Origin of the sequence: Roseinatronobacter domitianus, assembly GCF_023336755.1 — a bacterium.
GTDB classification, from domain to species: Bacteria; Pseudomonadota; Alphaproteobacteria; order Rhodobacterales; family Rhodobacteraceae; genus Roseinatronobacter; species Roseinatronobacter domitianus.
Map to the genome: position 1 here is coordinate 349913 of NZ_JALZWP010000002.1, position 20950 is coordinate 370862.

Sequence of the window (20950 nt, forward strand, 5' to 3'; positions counted from 1 at the left end):
GCCGATACTGATGACCGAGGGTAAATTAACTGACAACGCACACTGCCTATGATTGAATAGTAGCAGAAAACGCCTGTTTTTCCATTCAAAACCAAGCTTTGGTCATTCTGCCGCGCATCCCGCCAAGCGTGTGGCAGATGTTGCAGCACGCTCGTTTTGCCCCACCAGTCCTAGCTGTGGGTCGTGGCAGATAACGCCCGATCATTGGCCGCAAGTTCGACCGCTGTAATAAAGGCAGCCCCCAGAATAGCGAATCGCCCTTGCAAGGTTGCGCCGGGGATGAAGCCGTCGACATCGGCCGTGAACTGTGCGGTGAATCGTTGTTTGGACAGATCTATCGTCAAGACTATGTCGTGAAAGCCCAGCATTTGGCGGCTTACGGCATATTGCGCCTTGTAGGCCGCTTCTTTCGCGCTGAAGACAAGTTTTGCGAAATGGCCCCGTTGCGACGGTCCAAGACTGGACAGCCAATTCATTTCCGCCATGGTGCAGATTTCCGGCCATAGCGCAGATTCAAGCGGCGCCGTGGCTTCAATATCCAACCCCAGCGCGCAGATTTCGGGCGCGTCCGTCACCACTGCAAGGCAATCGCGTGCGCTGTGGGTGATAGAGCCGGTCAGGCCGCGTGGCCAGATGGGCGCGCGATCTTCACCTTGCAGCACGGGGCGCGGCGGCTGTCCCAGCAGGCTCATTGCCTCGCGCGCGGCGGCGCGACCGGCCCCGAATTCGCGCGCACGGGCAGGGCGGACCTGCTCGACGGCCAGAACCTCGTCCCCGATCAGGCGCGGCATGGGAGCGGTCGGGTCAGCCCAGGCCATGGCAACGGTTTCGCTGAACAGGGGCCGGGCGAATTCGGAATACGAAAAACGTTGTTGAATCATTTGGAGCCAGTCCTTCTGTCACGCATGGCTCGGCGGCGGGCCGTGGCATCTAGGCGGTCGGGTTGTGCGGTTGCGTCAGGTGCCGGATGCAGGGGTTGCACGCTGGCCGGTTTTGCCGGGCGTTGCTTGGCCTCCAGATGGCGGGCCAGATCGCCCAAAACCGGGAAGCGGAAGATGTCAGTAATCGACAGTCCCGGCATGTTCAGCCGCGTGCGCAAGTCCCGATGCGCCTGCACCGCCAAAAGCGAATGGCCGCCAAGGTTGAAGAAATTATCCGACGCCTGCACCCGTGCCACGCCCAGCACGTCTTGCCACACCTGCGCAATGGTGGATTGCGTGCTGCCATCGGCCTGCGTGCCAGTGACCGGTTCAGGTGCCGAAAGCGGTGCTTGCGCCACAGGTGCGGGAAGCGCCTTGCGGTCGATTTTCTTGTTCGGGGTCAGCGGCAGGCTGGCCATGGGCACATAATGCGCAGGCAGCATATGCGCAGTCAGCCTGTCTGCCAGTGCTGCGCGCAATTCGCCCGTCGGGGTGCCGGTGTAATAGGCCACCAGCCGCACATCTCCGGGCTGATCTTCGCGCGCGATAACCACGGCGGCGTTGATACCGGGCTGCGCTTCCAGCGCGGCCTCGATCTCGCCCAGTTCAATGCGGTGGCCGCGCAGCTTGACCTGATTGTCCACCCGGCCAAGAAAGTCGATACCCCCCGCCGGGTTGCGGCGCACCAGATCGCCCGTGCGGTATAGTCGCCCCGGCCCATAGGGGTTTTCGATAAACCGCTCTGCGGTCAGCTCGGCCCGGTTCCAATAGCCGCGCGTAACACCATCGCCGCCGATATACAGTTCACCCTCGATGCCAAGGGCAACGGGGCGTTGTGCATCGTCCAGCACGTGCAGGGTTGTGTTGGCGATTGGTGCACCAATGCCGACCGTGCCCGAGCCGCCCCGCGATTGCGCGGTCGAAGACCAAATCGTCGTTTCCGTCGGCCCATACATGTTGCGCAGCGGCTGGCCGGTCAGCCCGGAGAGGTCTTGCGCCAAGGCACCCGGCAGTGCCTCGCCCCCGAGCATTACGTTGGGGACGGTGGCAAGGGCTGCGCGCGCCTCGTCATTCAGGCACAGCATCCGCGCCATGGACGGCGTGCATTGCAGATGCGTGACCTTGTGGCGCAGGATTTGCGCGGCCAGCGAGAAATCATCCTCCGGCAGTTGCAGCCCGGCATTGGACCGTTTCACCACCTCGGCCAGCGGATACAGCCCTTCCAGCACCTGTTCGGTGGCAATGCCATAGTCGATCAGGCAGGCCACTTCGTTCACGCCGATGGCTTTCAACTGCTCGACCCGTTCGAGACAATCTTCGACCGTGCCGAACAGGCCCGAATCCTCGAAATAGCGGTTAAAGGCATAGTCCAGAATGCCCTCGACCTCATCCTCGGACAGGGTGGAGAGGTCGATATCCATGGGGTTCTTCGCGCCTTGGGGCTTTTTGAACGCCGGAAAAGCCCAGGCATATTGCTTTACCAGACCCGCCGCCGCCAGCAGGTAGCTTTTCATCGGGCCACGCGCCACTTCGCGAGCATGGTCGCGGTCGCGCGCGACGAAGGTGTGCAACATCAGCGTGACGGTGAACTTGGCAGGGTCATAGCCCGTTTCGCGCAGCGCTTCATGGTAGATCTTGATTTTGCCCTCTACCTCGGCAATCGACTGGCCCAGCAGGTGGGTCAGCACATGCGCGCCCAAGCGCCCGGCCTCACGCCATGTGTCGGGGTTGCCCGCCGTAGTCAGCCAGATGTTCAATTCGGACGACACCGGGCGCGGCAAAGTCTGGATGGGCACCATGCCATCGCCCTTGTCGAATTCCACCGTTTCGCCGCGCCACAGCTTGCGCAGGGTGTCCAGCGTGTCGAACATAGCCGCCTTGTTGTTGGGGGGGCGATTTTCGGGGCGCAGTACGAAATCGACCGGGTGCCAGCCAGAGGCGATGCCAATGCCGGTGCGCCCGTTGGTCAGGTTGTCGATCATGGCCCATTCTTCGGCAATGCGGATGGGTGAATGCAGCGGGGCCACGCAAGAGCCTGCCCGCACGGCGATATTCTTGGTCACGGCGGCAACCGCCGCGCCCGATACAGAGGGGTTGGCGAAAGGCCCGCCAAAGGCGTGGAAATGGCGTTCCGGCGTCCAGACCGCGCAGAAGCCGTGGGTGTCGGCGAACTTGGCGCCTTCCAGCAAAAGGTGATATTTCTGAGGGCCTTGGCCGTCATCATTGCCCCAATACATGAGGCTGAAATCCATGTGCCCGTCGCTGACGCGCACCGGGCCCTTGGCAACCATGGCGCGATCTTCGTCGCCCATCAGCACGATCTTGAAGCCGCGCGCCAGCGTCCAGAACAGTTCCAGCACGGAAATGTCGAAGCTGAGTGACGTGACAGCCAGCCACACGCCGGGCGGGTCGTGGCGGATGCAATCATCCATGCCCGCGAAGAAATTGGCGACATTGCTGTGTTCAACCATGACCCCCTTGGGTGTTCCGGTAGAGCCTGACGTGTAGATCAGATAGGCAAGATTGTCGGCTGTGACCGCGCTGTCGGGGTTGGTTGCGGGAGCATCGGCCAGCCGCGAATCTGTGTCCAGTTGCAGCAGGTCTGCCGCGTGGTTGGGCAGCACATCCAGCAGCGCGTGTTCGGTCACGACAATCGGCGCGCCGGAATCTGTCAGGTAATGCGCCAAGCGGTCGGAAGGGTATGCCGGGTCCAGCGGAACATAGGCGCCGCCAGCCTTCAGAATACCCAGTGCGCCCACCAGCAGGTTCGGCCCACGCTTGGCGCAAAGCGCAACGGGAGTATCGGGTTGTAGGCCCATGCTGAGCAGCACATGCGCGACACGGTTGGCGCGCGCGTTCAATTCGGCATAGGTCAGGCGTTGCGCCTCGAATGTCAGCGCCTCGGCATCGGGGGTTTTGGCCACTTGCGCTTCGAACGCGTGGTGTATGCAGATTCGGTCATAATCCCGCGCTGTGTCGTCCTGTGGCGCTGCCGGCGCGTCGATCTGCGCCGAGAGCGGTAGATCGGCCAGTTTGGGGCCAAGCATTTCGATCTGCGTTTTCAGCGCCTCGGCTTGTTCGTGTGACAAACACGCCGGGTCGAACCGCAGGCACGGGCCGGACAGGTCCAGCACCAGCGCGGCATCGGTTAAGGTGCCATCGGTTACGGCCAATTCCGGCGGTGCGATGGGGCCAAGTTGCGGATCGCGCGCGGGAAGGTCGCGGGCCAAGGCAGGCGCGCGGGTGGCGCGTGTGATTTGCGTGGCAAGGCTGGTCAGTGGCCCGGTGTCGTCCATCTGGACGGCGAGCGGCACCCAGCCCAGCAGAAAATCTGAAGCCTGTGCGGCGTGTTCAGCACCGGCACGCGTAACATGTGCCATGCGCAGCGCGTCGCGCCCGAATTGCGCGGCCAATGCACCGGCGAAAGCTGCGATCTGTTGCGCGACCGTCGCGTCGCCCATGGACAGCGCCAGCATGTCTGACGGTGTGCCGCGCCCAAGCCCCAGATCGGACGCCGCGCGCAGGGCATCACGATAGCCAAGCTCTGCATTTCCAATTTGCGTCAGCACATCATGCAGGCGTGTATCGGGGTTAGCGATTGTGTCGCCAGCAGCCGCGATTGCGGCTGGAATGACCGCGTGGCCTTGCTGGCAGGTCAGCCCGCTCAAGCGCAATGCGCCATCGGCGCAGGCCAGTGTCAGGCTGTTTTCGGTTACGTCCAGAACCGTGCCGGGGGTGGCGTGGCCGGTGGCGGGTTCAGCATGGCCCAGGCAGATGACCGTTTCGCCCAGTCGTAGCTTGGCCGTGGTCAGCGGGTTCCAATAGGGACCGTGGTCCATGGCGCGGACAAGGCGCATGATGTCGGACATGGTCTGGCGCGGATCAATCTGCCCACCAAGTGCGGGCCGGTCGGCGCGGGTATGGACAGAGCGGGCCGACATGTCTTGCGGCTGGCGAATCAGCTGCCCGCTTTCCAGCATGTCCAGAACCTGCGCAAAGCTGTCCAGCCCGGCGCTGAAACATTTGGTGTTAAGCGTCAGCGCGGTGTCGTCGGATGTGATGTCGAATTCGGCGCGCATTAGCACATCGCCGGTATCAACACCGTCTTCCATGATGTGCCAGGCGATGCCGTGGCGCGGCTCATCGTTCAGCAACGCCCAGACCGGCGCATTCAGCCCTGCATGGCGCGGCAATGGGCCGTCATGGAAATTGATCGCGGCATTGCGGGGCAGGTCCAGCACATCGCGCCCCAACATGCGCAGCCCGGCCACGTTGAACAGCCAATCAACCCGCAGCCCGGCCAGCCGTGCCGCCAGCCCTGCACCGGGGGTCAGCACGTTCAGTCCAGCGTCTGTTGCCCAATCCGCGACACGCGGATTATCGGTGACAACCGCTGCCACAGAATGCCCGCGCGCCAAAATCTGTGCGCCACATTCTGCGGTCAAAGTTTCGTCGCCAATGAGGATGCTGCTAAACTGTGTCATACCAAACCCCTATCGGGCCGCTTCGCGTGCCCTTTTAGTGTCCTGAGAGGCCGTCGCGCCCGGCATCAGGGATCGCATTGTGTGTGAAAGCAAATCGCGCAGAAAATAAGGCGGAATGCGATCTTCTTTGCGTTCGATCACGCGGCGCGTGTTCCAGATGATCGCACCAGCCAGATAGGCTAAAGTCGTCAGTAGCGCATAGCCGCGCCCGCCACGATTGGTGAAATACAGCCAGCGCGAATCGAACCAATAGGCCGGTTTGCGTGCGTGTTCTGTCACCCCGGTAGAGGCACCGCCGACATGCACGACCCGGCTTGTGGGCAAAAACATGCCGTGCCAGCCAGCATCGGAAATGCGGTGGCACAGGTCGGTTTCCTCGAAATACAGGAAGAACCGCTCATCAAACAGGCCGACCTGATCGAGCGTGGCGTGGCGAAACATCACGCTTGCCCCGGCGCACCAATCGACCCGCGTCGGGCTGCGTGGCATGCCGATGGGCACGATATGTTTGCGCAGCAACCGCGAGACGAGGCCGGTCTGCGCCGCTGTCTCGAGCTCTGACCAGGCAGAGTGAAACTGAAAGGCGGTGATGTGATCTTCGCCATCCTCGCCTTGAATATGGCTGCCAACAAAGCCGCAATCGGGGTGCGCACCAAGGTAATCGCGCAGCTTTGTAATGGCGTCGCGCTCGGGGAAGGCGTCAGAGTTCAGCAGGTAGATGAAATCGGGCCGCGCGCCGTCCGACAGCCCGGCGCGGATGCCGACATTGTTGCCCGCGCCAAAGCCGCCGTTATGGCCCGATTGAATAACGCGGGTCCGAGGCCAGCCCCGTGTGCCATCGCGCAGGATATCTTCCGACCCGTCGCCGCTGTCATTGTCGACGATGACGATCTCGCCCGTCACCTCCTCCATGGCGGCAAGCGCCGCCTGCGCCGCCCGCAAGGTCATTTCGGCGGTGCGGTAATTCAGGATGACCGTCAGGACGCAGCCGCTCATTCCGCCGCCTCCGTGCAGCAGGGCAGGTCGGGCAGCAGGGTTTGCAGCTTGGCGGCCAGAACGCGGACATTGGGTTCCAGAACCATGCTGTCATGATCGCCGGGCACTTCATACACTTCCAGCGCGGGCGCATATTGCGTCCAATTGTTGTCATGATAGACGAAATCGCGGTCATGGTTCAGCCATTGCCCGCCAGACACTTTCCAGTGTTTGTCGAGGGGCGGACGGAACAGCACCAATCTACCGCTCCACGGTTGCACCTCGTAGGCGGCGGCAGCGCGCAGGAACGCGGCTTCGATCTCTGCATTATGGAACGCATCTTCGCTGGCTTGCTCTGGGGCACTGGCTTGTTTGCGTTTCCACTCCGCGCGGGCCTGCCACCATTCCGACAGGTATTTCGGCCCCTTGCGCCGCAGTTCCGCGATCTTGATATACGCGCGGTCCAGTGCAGACGGGTCCGGGCGCACTGGCAAGGGAGAGTCGAGCAGAACGACCATATCGACCGCTTCGCCCGCAGCCTTCAACTGGCGCGCCATTTCATAAGCGGTGATTCCCCCGCCGGAAAAACCGCCAAGCGTGTAAGGCCCGTGCGGCTGCACCTGCCGGATTTCGGCGATATAATCGGCTGCGGCGTCCTCTATGCGGTCATGCGGGGCCTCGCCCCCGAACAGGCCGCGCGCCTGCAACCCGTAAAATGGCCGGTCGCGGCCTGCAAGCGTGGCCAGATGGCGCAGGTTCAACACATTCCCGAACATGCCCGCTACAAGGAAGAAGGGTGGCTTTGTCCCACCTTCGCCGTCATGCATGGGCACAAGATGCTTGAAGCGGCGGCGCTTTGGCATCTGCACCACGTTGTCGCCCACAGCAGACTCGAGGCTTGCGCCCGTCTGCTCTGCGACCATCGCGGCACAGGCCGCGATGGTCGGCGCTTCGAACAGCACCGAAATGGGGAAATCCACGCCATAGGCTTTCTTGATCTGTGCGAACAAGCGCACCGCGATCAGCGAATGGCCGCCAAGATCGAAGAAACTGTCCTCGACCCCGATTTCATCTATGCCCAGCAAGTTTTGCCAGATACCCGTCAAAGTGCGCTCTACATCGTTGCGCGGGGCGATGTAATCGGTACCCAGATCGGGGCGCTCGAACCCGCCTTCGGTCGCGGGGGCGTTTGCCTCTGCTGTGACTTGCGCAATCAGAGCTTTGGGATCAATGGACGACACCACGATGGGCGATACCCCGGTTGCCAATGCGCGCAGGAAGGCCGCCGCGCCTTCGGTCGGTGTGATCCCCAGCGCCAGCATGTCGCGCAGCCGTTCTTCTGCGGGCGACAGGTTTGTGTTGGCGATGGCGTCGCGTTCAACCTCTGCGGCACGGATCGGGGCGGCATCGGCAAAGCTGCCCTGTGCCAGCCGCTTGATGGTAAAGCGCGTAATCTCTGCGACCACGGAACCATCCGGTGTGGCCAAGGTAATGTCGAAGCTGGCAAAGCCCGGATCGCTGTCGCCACGTAGCCGGGCATGGCTGATGATGTGTTGCGGCAGATCGGCCCAAACACGCACGCTGCCATAGGACAACGGCACCCACAGGTTAACACCGTTATAGCCGGGAATGAGGCCCATTGCCCAGCCGGTCGCAAGGTCCATCAGGGCCGGGTGCAGGATATGTCCGACCTCCAGATCGCCGACAAAGGCGTCGGGCAATGCCAGATCCGCCAAGCCTTCGCTGTTGCCATAGGCCATCCGGTTCAGAACGCGCCAGCGTGGTCCGAATGCCAGATGCGCTTCTTGCGGGCTGGCAAGGCCCGCGCCGGTCGTCACATCGGGGCAGCGTGCGGCAATGGCGGCAGGGTCAATCGGGGCGGGGCGCGCTTGGTTGTCCAAAAGCGTGATCTGGGCTTGTGCGTTCAGCACGAACCCTTCGGAGCCGCCATGCATGACATCGGAGCGCAGCGCAAAATCATACCCTTCGGGAGAGCGCGCAAGCGTCGCGCGCAGTTTGCGTGTGCTGCCATCCGCCACACCAAGCGCGCGGAAGAAATACAGGTCACGCAATTCGAACGGGGCGGTTTCGCCTTGGGCACGTAGCGCCTGCGCGGCAAGGTCCAGATACCCAGTGCCCGGCAGAATTGCTGCGCCATCGCGGGTGCGGTGCTGGTCAACAAGCCAATGGCCGCTTTCCAGAGCGAGGGTCAGGCGGCGGTTGCCCGCCGGGTCGAACCCCATCTCGTCATAAAGCGGTTGCGGGCAGGGGCTGGCAGGCGCGCTGGGCGTTTGCCCCAGACGCTGCGCCATGGCGTCGGCGGCCATGCCCGCTTCGGCCCAGATGCCCCAATCCAGCGCGATGACGCGGGTTTTGCCGCCCACGCGCGACCGGGCAAAGGCGTTCAGGTATTCATTCGCGGCGACATAATCCACCTGCCCCACCGGCGCGGTCAGGGTAGAACTGGACGAAAACAGTGCCATCACCTGCAAACTGCCATCGGGCAGCAGGCTGTCGAGCACGCGCAACCCGTGCAATTTTGGCGCGAACACTTCCTCTACGTCGCCTGTGGATTTCGCGAGCATCGGAGCATCGGCCATATGCCCTGCGGCATGGATCAGACCATAAGGCGCACCATGCGCGGCTTGGGCGGCGGCCAGCGCATTGCGCATCTGGTCAATGTTGCAAACATCCGCGCCCGCGACGTGGACATGGCCGCCAAGGGCTTCCAACCGCTCCACCGCCAGAATGCGGCGGGTCGTCGTATCCGCGGGGCCATGGCTGGCCTGCCACGCGGCCCAGTCGGTGCGGTCGGGCAGGGGGGTGCGGGCGATCAGGGTGATTTTTGCCTTGAACCGCGTAATCAGGTCTTCGGCAAGGCTTAGGCCAATACCGCCAAACCCGCCGGTAATGACCCAATGCGCACCATCGGGCATGTCGGGGACCGCATCGGGCAGCGGGGCGGGGCGCAAGACCTGCCCATACCGCTTGCCCGCGCGCAACAGGGCCGTGGTGCTGGCCGGCGCGGCGCAGATTTCTTCCAGCAACATGTCTGGCGTTGCGGTTCCGTCAATATCCAGCGTCGCGCAGGTCAGGCCCACAATTTCACGCGGGGCGACGCGGGCAGGACCAGCGATCGTGGCTTTTTCCGGGTAGCGCAGCGCCTCGCCCTCCAAAGCCTGCGCGCCATTGGTGAACACAACCATATGCACTGGCTGCGGCAGGGTTTCGCTTTGCATGGCCTGCGCGAGGAACATCAGCGCGTAAAACCCTTGTTCAATATTGCGGTGCAAGAAGCTGGAACCGGGGCGGAAGCGTTCTTTCCCCGTCACCAGCCAGAAATGCGCGATGCGCGTGGGCGCGGTGCCGCTGGCGATCAGATCGGCCAGCAGGCGGGCATAGGCCTCGCGCCCGTGTTCCGGGGCGAGGGTGAAGGACGTGTCTGATTTGCGCGCATAGGTATCGCCCGCGCGCACTTCGATCACCTTGTGACCGGCGCGGCGCAAACGGTCCATGACCGGGGCGGCGGTGCCGTCCTCGTCGGCAAAGACCAACCATGTTTGCGGGTCCGTCCCCAGATCCGTGCTTACGTCAATTTCGCAATCGGCATAGGCAGGCTTCCACGCGATCCTGGTGCCCCATTTGGAAATATCGTCAATGCGTTCCAGCGCCGGGGCGGCCTCGACCGTCGTTTGGCCCGGTTCGATGAAATAGCGCGCGCGTTGGAAGGCATATGTGGGCAGTTCCACGCGGTGGCGCTTGGCGTCGCCCCAGATTTGCGCCCAATCAAAACTGCCACCCAGCGCCCAGATTCGCGCCAGAACGCCCAGATGATACAGGTCATCTGCGATCTCTTCTTCCGGGTGGCGCAGCGCGGCCAGCACCTGTTGCCCCGGCACGGCACCATGCATGCGGGCAAGCGAGGACAGCGCCTTGCCCGGACCCATTTCAAGGTAAATCCGGTTCGGAACCGCGCTGAGTTTGCCAATGCAATCGGCAAAGCGCACGGTGTTGCGCAGGTGCTGCACCCAGTAATCCGGGTCGGTGGCTTGCGCGTCGGTCAATTCCTGCCCGGTGCGGTTTGAAATGATGGGCAAACGCGGCGCGTTTAGCGGGATCGACCGCAGATAAGCGCCGAATTCGGCCAAGATCGGCTCCAGCATCCGGCTATGCGCGGCAATGTCGATGGCGATACGCGTGGCCTCGACCTCCTCCACAGCGAGCTGCGCTTGCAGACGGTCCAATGCGGCTTGCGGGCCGGAGACAACCGTCAGTTCCGGCGCATTTACCGATGCGATGTCATGGTCTTCATCCAGATAGGGTTGCAGCGCGTCGAGTGACAAGGGCACCGACAGCATCCCGCCCGCAGGCACCGTGTCGAACAACCGCCCGCGCAGGTGGACAAGGCCGATGCAGTCTTCGAACGACATGACACCGGCCAAGCATGCGGCGGTGTTTTCGCCCATGGAATGGCCGACCAGAACCGAGGGTTCCACCCCCCAGCCCATGAACATCTGCGCCAAAGCGTATTCGGTAATCATGATAAGCGGCAGTTGCACAGACGGCTTGGTCAGCGCCGCATTCGCCGCCGCCTCTGCGCCCTTTTCGGGCAACCACAGCGCGCGCAGGTCATAGTCCAGCTTGGGTTGCAGGTGGTCCAGGCCACGGTCCATCCATTCGGCAAAGACCGGTTCGGTTTCATACAATTCCCGCGCCATGCCCGCGTATTGCGCACCGCCGCCGGGGAACATGAACACCATGTCGGGCCGGTCGAGAGCTGAATGGGTGAACACGCGGCGCGGGTTGTCCTGTTCCAGCAGGTCGGCGGCTTCCGCATGGGTTTCCGCCACGACCACGCGGCGCTGGTCCAGTTCGGTGCGCCCCTCTTTCAACGTAAAGGCCACATCGGCCAAGGGCTGCTCGGAGTGCGCGCGCAGATGGGCTGCCAAGCGCGCTGCGTTCGCGGCGAGCGCGGTTTTGGATTTGGCCGAGAGCGTCATTATCTGGAAGGGCCAATCGCTTTCGTCCGACGGTCCGCGCGCCGGCGCTTCTTCCAGCACGACATGCGCGTTGGTGCCGCCAACACCAAGGCTGTTGACGCCAGCGCGCAAGGGGCCATCCGCCTGCCATGGGGTAAGCGTGTCGTTCACCACGAAGGGCGAATGTTCGAAATCAATGGCGGGGTTCGGGGCCTCATACCCCAAGGAGGGCGGCAATTCGCGGTGGCGCAGGGCTTGCACGACCTTGATGATGCTTGCGACCCCTGCCGCCGTGTCCAGATGCCCGATATTGGTTTTCACAGACCCGATGCGGCAAAACCCTGCCTTGTCGCTAGCGAATGCTTCCGTCAGTGCGGCCACTTCGATCGGGTCGCCCAGATAGGTGCCGGTGCCGTGGCACTCGACGTAAGTTATACTTTCCGACGATACGCCCGCAATCTGGTGCGCCTCTGCAATCGCCTGCGCCTGCCCTTCGACCGAGGGGGCCAGATAGCCCGCTTTCTGCGCGCCGTCATTGTTGATGGCCGTGCCTTTGATAACGGCGATGATGCGGTCGCCATCGGCCAGCGCATCGGACAGACGGCGCAGCACCACCGCGCCCGCACCAGAGCCAAACACCGTGCCTTGCGCGCGATGGTCGAAAGCGTGGCATTCGCCATCGGGCGAGAGGATCTCGTTTTCCTTATGCAGGTAGCCGCGCGCTTGCGGCAGTTCTATCGTCACGCCCCCCGCCAGCGCCATGTCGCATTCGCCCGTTAGTAGCGCATTCACCGCGTAATGCACCGCCACCAGAGAGGTCGAGCAGGCTGTCTGCACGTTCACCGATGGCCCGTGCAGGTCCAGAATATGGCTGACGCGGGTTGTCAGGAAATCCTTGTCATTGCCGGTGTGGCGCAGCAGGAACATGCCCACATCATCGACCAGATGCGGGTTGGAACAGATGTTGAAATAGAAATAGCTGCCCATGCCGCAGCCGGAAAACACGCCGACCTTGCCTTTTTCACCGCGCGGCGGGTGGCCTGCATTCTCAAACGCTTCCCACGCGACTTCCAGAAACTGGCGGTGTTGGGGGTCTAGAATTGCGGCCTCTTTCGGGGAAAAGCCGAACAGGTCGGGGTCGAAATCGGCAAAACCCTCCAGCGGTGCGGCAAAGGGCACATAGTTGGGCTTGCGCAGCATGGCGGCAGATTCGCCCGCGTCCAGCAGGTCTTGCTCTGACATCTTGCGGATAGACGACCGCCCGGCGCGCAGATTGTCCCAGAATTCCGCCACCGACGCGGCGCCGGGCAAATGCGCGGCCATGCCGATAATGGCAATGTCATTCTCGTTGGAAATCTGCTCGTTACTCATGACAGTTGATCCTGTTCGGGATTAAAACGGTCCGGTCTTTGCCGGGGTTGTGCAGTGGCCAGAAGGGTCCGGCGGGTGCTGGACTGGCGCAATTTGTCGATCCGGGCGGTGCGCGTGCGCTCGGCCTGCAACTCTGCATGGCCCAGAAGCGCACCCGCCAGCAGCCAGGTGAAGGGGATCAGCGTGGCATTCGGCAGCAGATCGACCACGTTAGCCCCCAGCAGCAGCGCCAAAAGCCCAACCTGCGCGGGGATTTGCGTGTTCGGCACCTGACGATACCGCCACCATAGCGCAAGCAGCGGCAGGCAGAGCAGACCGAAGGTGGCAATATAGCCCAGCCAGCCGGCTTGCCCGATGGTGATAATCCACTGGCCGTCAGAAATGGTCAGCGCCTCTCCGGTTTCGGGATCGTAGACCAGGTTGCGACCCCAAGCGCCCCAGCCGAACAAGGGTTTGTCGGCGGCGCGTTCCAGCAGGATATCCTCGTTCGTAAAACGGTAAGCGAGAGATTCCGCGCGGTCGGGGCTTAGCCCGGCGATGAACCGCACCAGCGCATCGGCTGGCACAATGCCAGAGCCGCGCAACAGCGGATAGGCCATGGCCGTCAATGCCATCAGTGCGGCGATGCGCAACTGCATGCGCGGGCCGAAAAACAGCACCAGCGGGGCCACCACCAACGCCAGCGCCCATGGGCCGACACTGCGGCATAGAACCAGCATCAGGCCTAGCCAGATTGCAATCATGATCGCGCGCGTGCGCTCTTCCGGACCAGCTTGCCGAGCCTGCAACAGGGCAGAGGCAAAGCACATCATGGCAAAGAACGCGACCCAAAGACCGTGCGGCATGAACACATAGGGCCGGAAACCGCCAAACCGGATCGCCTGCCCGTAATCATGCTGAATGAATCCATAGACCATGCGGTGCAGTTCCGGCCCGATCGCGTTTTCGATCACGATTGGGACCGAATAGATCAGCCCGGCCACGACCAGCGCGCGCGGAAGTTCCGCCAACGCGCGTTCATGCGCCAGCAAGCTGCGCGCCAGAAAGAAAGGCAGCATGAAGATGATTTGCGCCACCACAACCGAAAGCGAGTCGTAAAGCCGCAACCCCGGAATGGTCGCGTTCGCAGGCGAGAATATTCCCATCCATGTGGTGTGGTCCGATGTGACCAGCCCAAAGCGCAACGGCTCTGTATTGGTAAATACGGTAAAGGCGGGGGACAGGACGAACAGCACCAGCAACACGCGCGCCAGCAGGTTCTGCGGCACGACCACGACGCGCTCGCGGACAAGCGCCAGGCAAACCACGAAGGCGGTGACATTGGGGATCAGCACTTTGTCCAGATCCGGCAGCAGCGGCAGCCCGATCTGGGTGATCTGCGGCAATGCCATGTAGCCGCCAAGGATGGACCAGATGAACGCCCGCTCGACCGGCATGCGCTTGAACATGATTAAAATGACCAGAGGCCATGTCAGAAGTGCAAGATATGCGACTGCGTTGCCCATACTGCCCCTCAGCCGCCCAGACGCATCATGACCAGCGCCAGCAAGGTCAGGCCTACCAGCGCGCCACCTGCGGCCCAGCCAATGCTGCGACGGCGTCGTTCAGCAGGAAGTTCCAGCTTGGGAATGACCAGCACAGGCTGCATCCCCAACTCGCGTTCAACTTGGCTTGCGCTGCGCAAGGCTGGGTTTAGCCATTCGATGGCATAAGACAGCATCAGCCCCAGAAACAGGCCCGCGGCCAGACCCATCACAACGATGGACGCGCGCGACCGTGAGGAGGGGTAATCCGCGGGCAGCGCGGGTTCCAGCATATTGAAGCGTTCGAAGTTCTGATCGTCATCCAGTTGTTCGCCCAGCGACGCGTTCAGACGCCGTTCGGCAATTTCATTGGCCTGTTCGCGCAGTTGAAATTCGCGCCGCTCCAATGCGTCCAGTTGAAACGCGATTTGCGGGGCGGCGCGGGCCAAGCGTTCCAGTTCTGCCGATTGCTGCCGCAATTGGTCAAGCTCGCGGCGCGCTGCCTCCAGCTCTTCCTGCGCGGCGTTCAGGCGGCGCTGTTCGGTGGCACGCAGCCGGCTTTGGCCTTGCAGCGTGGCAATTTCGTTCTCCAAGCCAGCAATTTCACGGTCGGCGCGTAGCAAATCCTCGCGGATGACGGTTTGCTCGGCGCGGCGATCTTCCATCGCGTCGGGCAACAGTTCGAAATTCTCGGATTTGAAGGCCACAATCTCGGCCGCGACTGCTTCGATCTCTTGGCGGATGCGGTCTTCCTGACGGGCGAAAAAGTCGATCGCCTCGCGCACATTGCCAGCCACGGCCGAGGCGTTTTCTTGCACGATGGCCCCGGCCAACTCATTGGCCAGATCGGCGGCGACCTGTGCATCGCCTGCTTCGGTCATGACCCGCACAAGCGACACGATGGCATCTGTCGCGAAGGCTTCGGTTACGCTGACCGTCAGGGTGCGCGAGCGGTTTTCGCTAGTAACATCGGTGCCCAGCGCGGCCCGTTCGCGGATTGCGGCGACAACTTCAAACCGGATCGATTCGCGCATCCCAACGACACGCTCTTGCGGGGTCAGGCCGGGGAGCATGTCGTATTTGTCGGCAAGTATCAGCAGATTGTCGCGTGACATCAGCCGTTGCTCTACAGAGGCCAGCCGCCGCGCTGCGCTGGACGGCACGGCCGCCGAGGTCACGTCGCTGCCAACGCTTGGCCCTTGGACCTGAATCACCGCCTGGCTTTCGTAGCTATGTTCGGAACTGAGCGCGAAGAAGATCGCGCCGACCGTGGCGATAAACGCCGTGGCCGCGATCAGTGCCGCCCGCCGCGAAAGGAAGCCGAAAAGCTCGCCAAGTGTCTGGATCGGGCCCATCGGTGCCGCCCCTTTCTTAACTGCGCTTGGCGTTGCTACGCGCCGCGCTTGTGTTCTGATTCAGGATTACGCCCAGAAAATCGGATTTTTCGGCCAGCAAACGCTCGCATTGGGTGATGTCGGCGGCTGTGGTGGTGTTGCTGTCGGCCACCAGCAGCGTTGCGCCCATTTGCGGCAGAATGGTCATGGCGGCGTCGCCTTCCAGCAGCGGCGGCAGGTCGCAGATTACCAGTTGCGGGACGAGTTCTGCGGTCAGTTCGTCCAGCATTTCTGCCAGTTCCTGTGCCGAGATGGATTTGCTCAGCAGGTCCGGGCTGTCACTTGGGGCACCCAGGCCAACCGCGACCCGGCTGGTGATCTTGACCAGATGGTCATGCGGGCTGGCCGCGCCAGAGATCATGGCATCCATCGGGCCGGGGCTTTGCAATTCGAAAAAGCGGTGCAAGGCCGGTGCGCCCACGTTCAGGTCCAACGCCAGAACACGCTGTTCGTTGCGACGTGCGAAACTGGCCAGAAGCCCGGCGGTTACGAAGCTGGTGCCGCAGCCATTATGCGGCGCGGTGATCGCAAGAGTGCGCAAGCGCCTATCGGCAAAGGTTTGGGAAAGCTGGGTGCGCAACACGTCGAATAGCCCGGCGATTTCGGGTGAACGCGCCTGCTTGTTGAACTGGGTCATCGCGGAATTCGGCGCGGGGTCGCGGGTAAAGCTTTGCAGGCTGTCCCATTCTGCTTCAACCTGCGCCAAACGCTGCGGAGAAAGCCCGCGGGCCCCGTCGCGCCGTAACTCCCGGTGGCCGGAAAGCGCAAGGCTGCGCGGCTGATGCACGGCACCACCGCCCGCCCGTTTCGGGCCGGGTGTGGGCGCAGAGCCCAGAAGCTTTTCTAGCCGTGTTGTATCCACCATGACGGTGCGCGCCTCGCTGTCTGTTCGACCGGACCATTGTTTCCGTTCTGAACTTATTAACAGCTATTCAAGCGGTTTGACGACGATATTACGGCAAAACCAAGGCGCGGCACCCTCAAGATCTCTTCAGCGGCGCGTGTTCAGGCGTCCGCAGGGGGGTGTGAAGCAGTTTCGCGCGCGGCTTGCAGGGCGGCATTCAATACATCGCGTGACCCGATATGATTGGCCAGAATCAGCACCAGCCTTGCTGTCAGGGCATCACTTTCTGCCTTGGTTAACCCCTCATGCACAGCCATCAGGTCGGCATAGAACCCGTCCGGGTCGCTTAAGTTGCGGTGCAGGATCAGGTCAGGCATCGGACAGCTCCATCTGTGACAGCGCACGGGCAAGTGCTGTGGTCAGCGGCAGTGTTTCCGGCGCGCGCCAGCGGGCTGCGATATGCTGGTCGGGGCGCAGCAAATAAGCCGCGCGCGGGGCGTCGCCCAAGTAGCGCGCCGCAAGGACGGGCGCTTGCGTAGGATCAATATGCAGCACGCGCAGCGGCACCGGCGTTTGTGGCAAGTCTGGCGGCGCGGCACCATTCACCCAGAGCAGGCAAAACTCGCCGCCGGTTTGGTCCAGCAACCAGCCATCCGGCACAGGCGCATCGGGCATGGGCGCGCCGGGGCGCGTAGCGTCGGGCAGCCCATCGGTATCGGGGCCGGTCAGCCAGCTATCTTCATAAGCGCTGGGCATGGACAGCCGCCCGGAATTGACCAGCGGGCGCGCGAATTCATACCGCTCGGCCAGTGCCAGAACTGCGTCGCGGAACAGGCGGCTGGTGTCGGATTTCGGCGTGATGAATTCGGTCGCGCGCGTGGAATTCAGGATGTTTTCATCTGCCGCATAAACGCGCTCGAATTCATAACTGTCCAGCAAGGCTTCGGTCGCATGGCCCTGCACCACGGCGGCCAGCTTCCATGCCAGATTATCGGCGTCCTGAATGCCGGAATTTGCCCCACGCGCGCCGAACGGGCTGACCTGATGTGCCGAATCGCCCGCAAAGATCACCCGGCCATGGCGGAACTTTTCCATCCGGCGACATTGGAACGTGTAGATCGACACCCATTCCAACGAAAACTCCACATCCGGCCCAAGCATGGCTTGCAGGCGGGGGATCACCCGTTCGGGCCGTTTCTCGGCTTCGCGGTCAATGTCCCAGCCCAGTTGCAGGTCGATGCGCCAGACATTTTCGGGCTGGCGGTGCAACAGCGCCGATTGCCCCTTGTTGAAAGGCGGGTCGAACCAGAACCAGCGTTCCGTCGGGAAATCGGCCTGCATGACCACATCGGCAATCAGGAAGTTGTCCTCGAACACTCGGCCCACGAAATCGAGGCCCATCATCCGCCGTGTCGGCGAATTCGCGCCGTCGCAGGCGACCAGCCAATCGGCTTGGATTTCATAGTCGCCCTCAGGGGTGGCGATGCTCAAATGAACATAGTCGTCATGCGTGCCAATCGTGTCCACACGGTTGCGCCCGCGTATTTCCAACGGTGCGCCTTGGGCGATCAAGTCTTGCGCGCGCTGCACCATGATATGTTCGACATGATATTGTTGCAGGTTCACGAAAGCCGGGTGCTTGTGGTCGTCTTCCTCCAGCAGGTTGAAACCGTAAACCTCGCCCTCGCCGTTGAACACGCGGCCGGTGTTCCATGTAACGCCCATCTCTGTCGCACGCCCACAGCCGAGCCGGTCAAGAATTTCGAGCGTGCGTTTGGCAAAACAGATCGCGCGAGAGCCGAAGCTGACGCGGTCATTGTCGTCCAGCACCACGACCGGCACACCGCGCCCGGCAAGGTCTATCGCCGCCGCCAGCCCAACTGGGCCCGCGCCGATAATCACAACCGGGTGGCGTGCGGGGTTGTCCTGATCGCGGTCCTGATCCGCGTTCCGGGCATAGGGGTATAGCGGGGTTTCGAAGATTTTGCTCATCTGTTCTTTCCTTCACGCCAAAGCTGCCAGCCCGACCACAGCGCCGAGCCACCAAAGAACAGGCCCGCGACCGCGCCCACTTCTACCCAAGCAAACCCTGTCATGCGGCCTGATGCGATGATCCAGATCAAGACCACCAGACCGATAATCGACACGGCCAGACGGAAGCGGTGTTCGGCTTTGTCCGGGCCAAAGCTCATCCTTGCAGGTCGTCCCACATCTGCATGTCGCGCTCTGCGGTCCAGATGCGCGGATGCGCGATACCGCGCGCTTCATCATAGGCACGAGCCACGTTGAAGGGCAGGCAATGCTCGTAAATCGCGTAATCCGCGAATTTCGGGTCGCATTCGGCGCGCACGGCGTCCCAGGCTTCTTTCAGGCTGCCCCCGCGCGCCGCCACGCGCGCTGCCGGGCGATAGGTCGAAATGACGAAATCACGTGTGTTTTCGATGGCTTGGTTGACCATGTCGGGGCCCATCAGCGCGTCGCCCCGCCCCGGCGCGATGGCATCGACGCCGTAAGCCTTGATCGCGTCCAGCGTCTTGCCCCATTCGGTAAAATACCCGTCGCCGCAATAGCAGGCAGAGTGATATTCGACGATATCGCCGGTGAACAGGACGTTCTCATCAGGCACATGGATAACGATATCGCCCGCCGTATGCGCGCGGCCCAGTTGCATAAGGTCCACCCGGCGGTTGCCCAGGAAGACCGACATGTGGCCGGTAAAGCTGGTCGTCGGCCATGTCAGGCCGGGGATGCTTTCATACCCTTGAAACAGGCGCGGGAAACGCTGAAATTCGCTGTCCCAGTCTTCTTGGCCGCGCTCTGCGACCATGCCGCGCGCGGCGTCCGACATAAGGATCTGTCCGGCCCCGTAAGCGGACGCACCCAGCACCCGCACTGCGTGGTAATGCGTCAGCGCCAGATGGGTGATCGGTTTGTCGGTGACTTGGCGGATGCAGTCGATCACCTTTTGCGCCAAGCGTGGGGTGGCTTGGGCTTCGACCACCATGACACTGTCATCCCCGATGATGACGCCCGAATTCGGGTCACCTTCGGCGGTGAAGGCATAGAGATCGCGCCCCACTTCGGTGAAGCTGATCTTTTTCTCGGTCATGTCGCCTTGCGAGGCGAAGGCTTTGGCCATGGGTGCGGTCCTTCTATCGTGGTGCCTGAGGCTTATGTGCGCCTCCGGCGGGAGTATTTGGGGCAAGATGAAATCAGGAGGCGTAAGGGTTTGGAAGTGCGGGCAGGATGGTGCCGTCGCAGGTGCCAAAGCCGATGCGATGGTCCGGCGCGACGGCCGCGCCATGGAAGGTGACTGTATCGCCATCCTCCAGGAAGGCGCGGGGGGTGCCGCCCACGTTAATCGGGGTTTGCCCGCCCCATGACAGCTCCAGCATGGAGCCGCGACTATCGGGCGTCGGGCCGGAAATGGTGCCCGACCCCAACAGATCGCCCACGCGCATGGGGCAGCCGCTGGTGGTGTGGTGCGCCAGTTGTTGTGCGGGTGAATAGTAAAGCTCGCGCGTGTTGGTGCGGGTGATGGTTTCGGGCGTGCCGTTTTGCGGCGTGAGCGTGACGTCCAGCGCGATATCGTGAAAGTCATCGCCGCTATCGGCCAGATGTGGCAGGAGCGGGGTCTCTCTGTCCGGCGGGGCCGCGCAAAACGGATCAAGCGCCGCGCGCATGACAATCCACGGGCTGATCGTGGTTGCGGTGGCCTTGGACTGGAAGGGGCCGAGCGGCTGGTATTCCCAGGCTTGGATATCACGCGCGGACCAATCGTTCAGCAGCACATAGCCGAAGATCATGTCATTCGCCTGCGCCACGCTGACCGGGCCGTTTGAAGGTTGAGCAATGATTGCGCCCAGTTCCAGCTCGAAATCGAACCGCTGCGAGGGGGTGAAGCGCGGCACGTTGTCATCCGGGCCTTTGACCTGCCCCCAAGGGCGGCGCACCGGCGTGCCCGACACGACAACCGACGATGCGCGGCCATTATACCCGATGGGGATATGCAGCCAGTTGGCGGGCAGCGCGTTATCCGCTCCGCGAAACATGGTGCCGACATTGGTGGCGTGGTGGCGGCCTGCGTAGAAATCAGTGAATTCGCTGACCGTAAAGGGCAGGTGCAAAGTTGCGCCCTGCATTGCGTGCAGATGCGGGGCAACTTTCGCCTGAGCGGGTGCACCTGCGCGCAGAAGGTCGGTCATCTGGACGCGGAAATCGGCCCAGATGGTTGGGCCAGCGGCCATAAGCGCATTCCATGACGGGTGGGTCAGCAGGGGGGTGCCGAGGGAAAGAAGCCCGGCGGCTTCGAGTGCGGTCGCATCCGCGATCTGGTCGCCAATCGCCACGCCGCAGCGGCGGCCATGCCCCGCATCGAACACGCCGAGCGCAAGGTTGTTCAGAGGGAAATCACATCCCGGTTCATTGGCGCTGCCTACCCAGCTTTGTCGCAGTCCCAT

Annotated in this window: 12 protein-coding genes; all 12 read right to left on the bottom strand. The window is 62.6% G+C overall.

Annotated features, from left to right (window positions below):
- Positions 1-170 precede the first annotated feature (170 nt).
- On the bottom strand, positions 171-881 hold the full coding sequence (locus M3N55_RS03820) for a 4'-phosphopantetheinyl transferase family protein (RefSeq protein WP_249056525.1): 711 nt from the start codon (positions 879-881) through the stop codon (positions 171-173).
- On the bottom strand, positions 878-5404 hold the full coding sequence (locus M3N55_RS03825; RefSeq protein WP_249056527.1) for a MupA/Atu3671 family FMN-dependent luciferase-like monooxygenase: 4527 nt from the start codon (positions 5402-5404) through the stop codon (positions 878-880). The genes M3N55_RS03820 and M3N55_RS03825 overlap by 4 nt, the downstream gene beginning before the upstream one ends.
- 9 nt (positions 5405-5413) lie before the next feature.
- Entirely contained in the window at positions 5414-6400 is a 987-nt protein-coding gene (locus tag M3N55_RS03830) for a glycosyltransferase family 2 protein (RefSeq protein ID WP_249056529.1), read from the bottom strand.
- Positions 6397-12729, bottom strand: coding sequence for a type I polyketide synthase (locus M3N55_RS03835; protein WP_249056531.1), 6333 nt, complete (start codon positions 12727-12729; stop codon positions 6397-6399). Before M3N55_RS03835 ends, M3N55_RS03830 begins: the two co-directional genes overlap by 4 nt.
- Positions 12726-14234 carry a hypothetical protein gene (locus M3N55_RS03840; protein WP_249056533.1) on the bottom strand — a complete coding sequence of 503 codons (1509 nt, stop codon included), beginning with the start codon at positions 14232-14234 and terminating at the stop codon, positions 12726-12728. The genes M3N55_RS03835 and M3N55_RS03840 overlap by 4 nt, the downstream gene beginning before the upstream one ends.
- 8 nt (positions 14235-14242) lie before the next feature.
- Positions 14243-15607: a Wzz/FepE/Etk N-terminal domain-containing protein gene (locus M3N55_RS03845; protein ID WP_249056535.1), complete on the bottom strand. Its 1365-nt coding sequence runs from the start codon at positions 15605-15607 to the stop codon at positions 14243-14245.
- A gap of 16 nt (positions 15608-15623) precedes the next feature.
- Positions 15624-16511, bottom strand: coding sequence for a P-loop NTPase family protein (locus M3N55_RS03850; RefSeq protein WP_249056536.1), 888 nt, complete (start codon positions 16509-16511; stop codon positions 15624-15626).
- Positions 16512-16651: 140 nt separating this feature from the next.
- On the bottom strand, positions 16652-16867 hold the full coding sequence (locus M3N55_RS03855; RefSeq protein WP_249056538.1) for a DUF2783 domain-containing protein: 216 nt from the start codon (positions 16865-16867) through the stop codon (positions 16652-16654).
- Entirely contained in the window at positions 16860-18482 is a 1623-nt protein-coding gene (locus M3N55_RS03860) for an FAD-dependent oxidoreductase (RefSeq protein WP_249056539.1), read from the bottom strand. Before M3N55_RS03860 ends, M3N55_RS03855 begins: the two co-directional genes overlap by 8 nt.
- Complete coding sequence (locus M3N55_RS03865; protein ID WP_249056541.1) at positions 18479-18682, bottom strand: hypothetical protein; 204 nt, start codon at positions 18680-18682, stop codon at positions 18479-18481. The genes M3N55_RS03860 and M3N55_RS03865 overlap by 4 nt, the downstream gene beginning before the upstream one ends.
- Positions 18679-19629, bottom strand: a complete 951-nt coding sequence (locus tag M3N55_RS03870) for an MBL fold metallo-hydrolase (RefSeq protein WP_249056543.1) — start codon at positions 19627-19629, stop codon at positions 18679-18681. Before M3N55_RS03870 ends, M3N55_RS03865 begins: the two co-directional genes overlap by 4 nt.
- A 73-nt stretch (positions 19630-19702) precedes the next feature.
- Positions 19703-20950: a fumarylacetoacetase gene (gene fahA, locus M3N55_RS03875; protein ID WP_249056545.1), complete on the bottom strand. Its 1248-nt coding sequence runs from the start codon at positions 20948-20950 to the stop codon at positions 19703-19705.

What these genes read in the sequence shown, in the direction of transcription:
- M3N55_RS03820 (WP_249056525.1), bottom strand. Translation starts at nt 881, where the DNA reads ATGATTCAACAACGTTTTTCGTATTCCGAATTCGCCCGGCCCCTGTTC.
- M3N55_RS03825 (WP_249056527.1), bottom strand. Translation starts at nt 5,404, where the DNA reads ATGACACAGTTTAGCAGCATCCTCATTGGCGACGAAACTTTGACCGCA.
- M3N55_RS03830 (WP_249056529.1), bottom strand. Translation starts at nt 6,400, where the DNA reads ATGAGCGGCTGCGTCCTGACGGTCATCCTGAATTACCGCACCGCCGAA.
- M3N55_RS03835 (WP_249056531.1), bottom strand. Translation starts at nt 12,729, where the DNA reads ATGAGTAACGAGCAGATTTCCAACGAGAATGACATTGCCATTATCGGC.
- M3N55_RS03840 (WP_249056533.1), bottom strand. Translation starts at nt 14,234, where the DNA reads ATGGGCAACGCAGTCGCATATCTTGCACTTCTGACATGGCCTCTGGTC.
- M3N55_RS03845 (WP_249056535.1), bottom strand. Translation starts at nt 15,607, where the DNA reads ATGGGCCCGATCCAGACACTTGGCGAGCTTTTCGGCTTCCTTTCGCGG.
- M3N55_RS03850 (WP_249056536.1), bottom strand. Translation starts at nt 16,511, where the DNA reads ATGGTGGATACAACACGGCTAGAAAAGCTTCTGGGCTCTGCGCCCACA.
- M3N55_RS03855 (WP_249056538.1), bottom strand. Translation starts at nt 16,867, where the DNA reads ATGCCTGACCTGATCCTGCACCGCAACTTAAGCGACCCGGACGGGTTC.
- M3N55_RS03860 (WP_249056539.1), bottom strand. Translation starts at nt 18,482, where the DNA reads ATGAGCAAAATCTTCGAAACCCCGCTATACCCCTATGCCCGGAACGCG.
- M3N55_RS03865 (WP_249056541.1), bottom strand. Translation starts at nt 18,682, where the DNA reads ATGAGCTTTGGCCCGGACAAAGCCGAACACCGCTTCCGTCTGGCCGTG.
- M3N55_RS03870 (WP_249056543.1), bottom strand. Translation starts at nt 19,629, where the DNA reads ATGGCCAAAGCCTTCGCCTCGCAAGGCGACATGACCGAGAAAAAGATC.
- fahA (WP_249056545.1), bottom strand. Translation starts at nt 20,950, where the DNA reads ATGGGACTGCGACAAAGCTGGGTAGGCAGCGCCAATGAACCGGGATGT.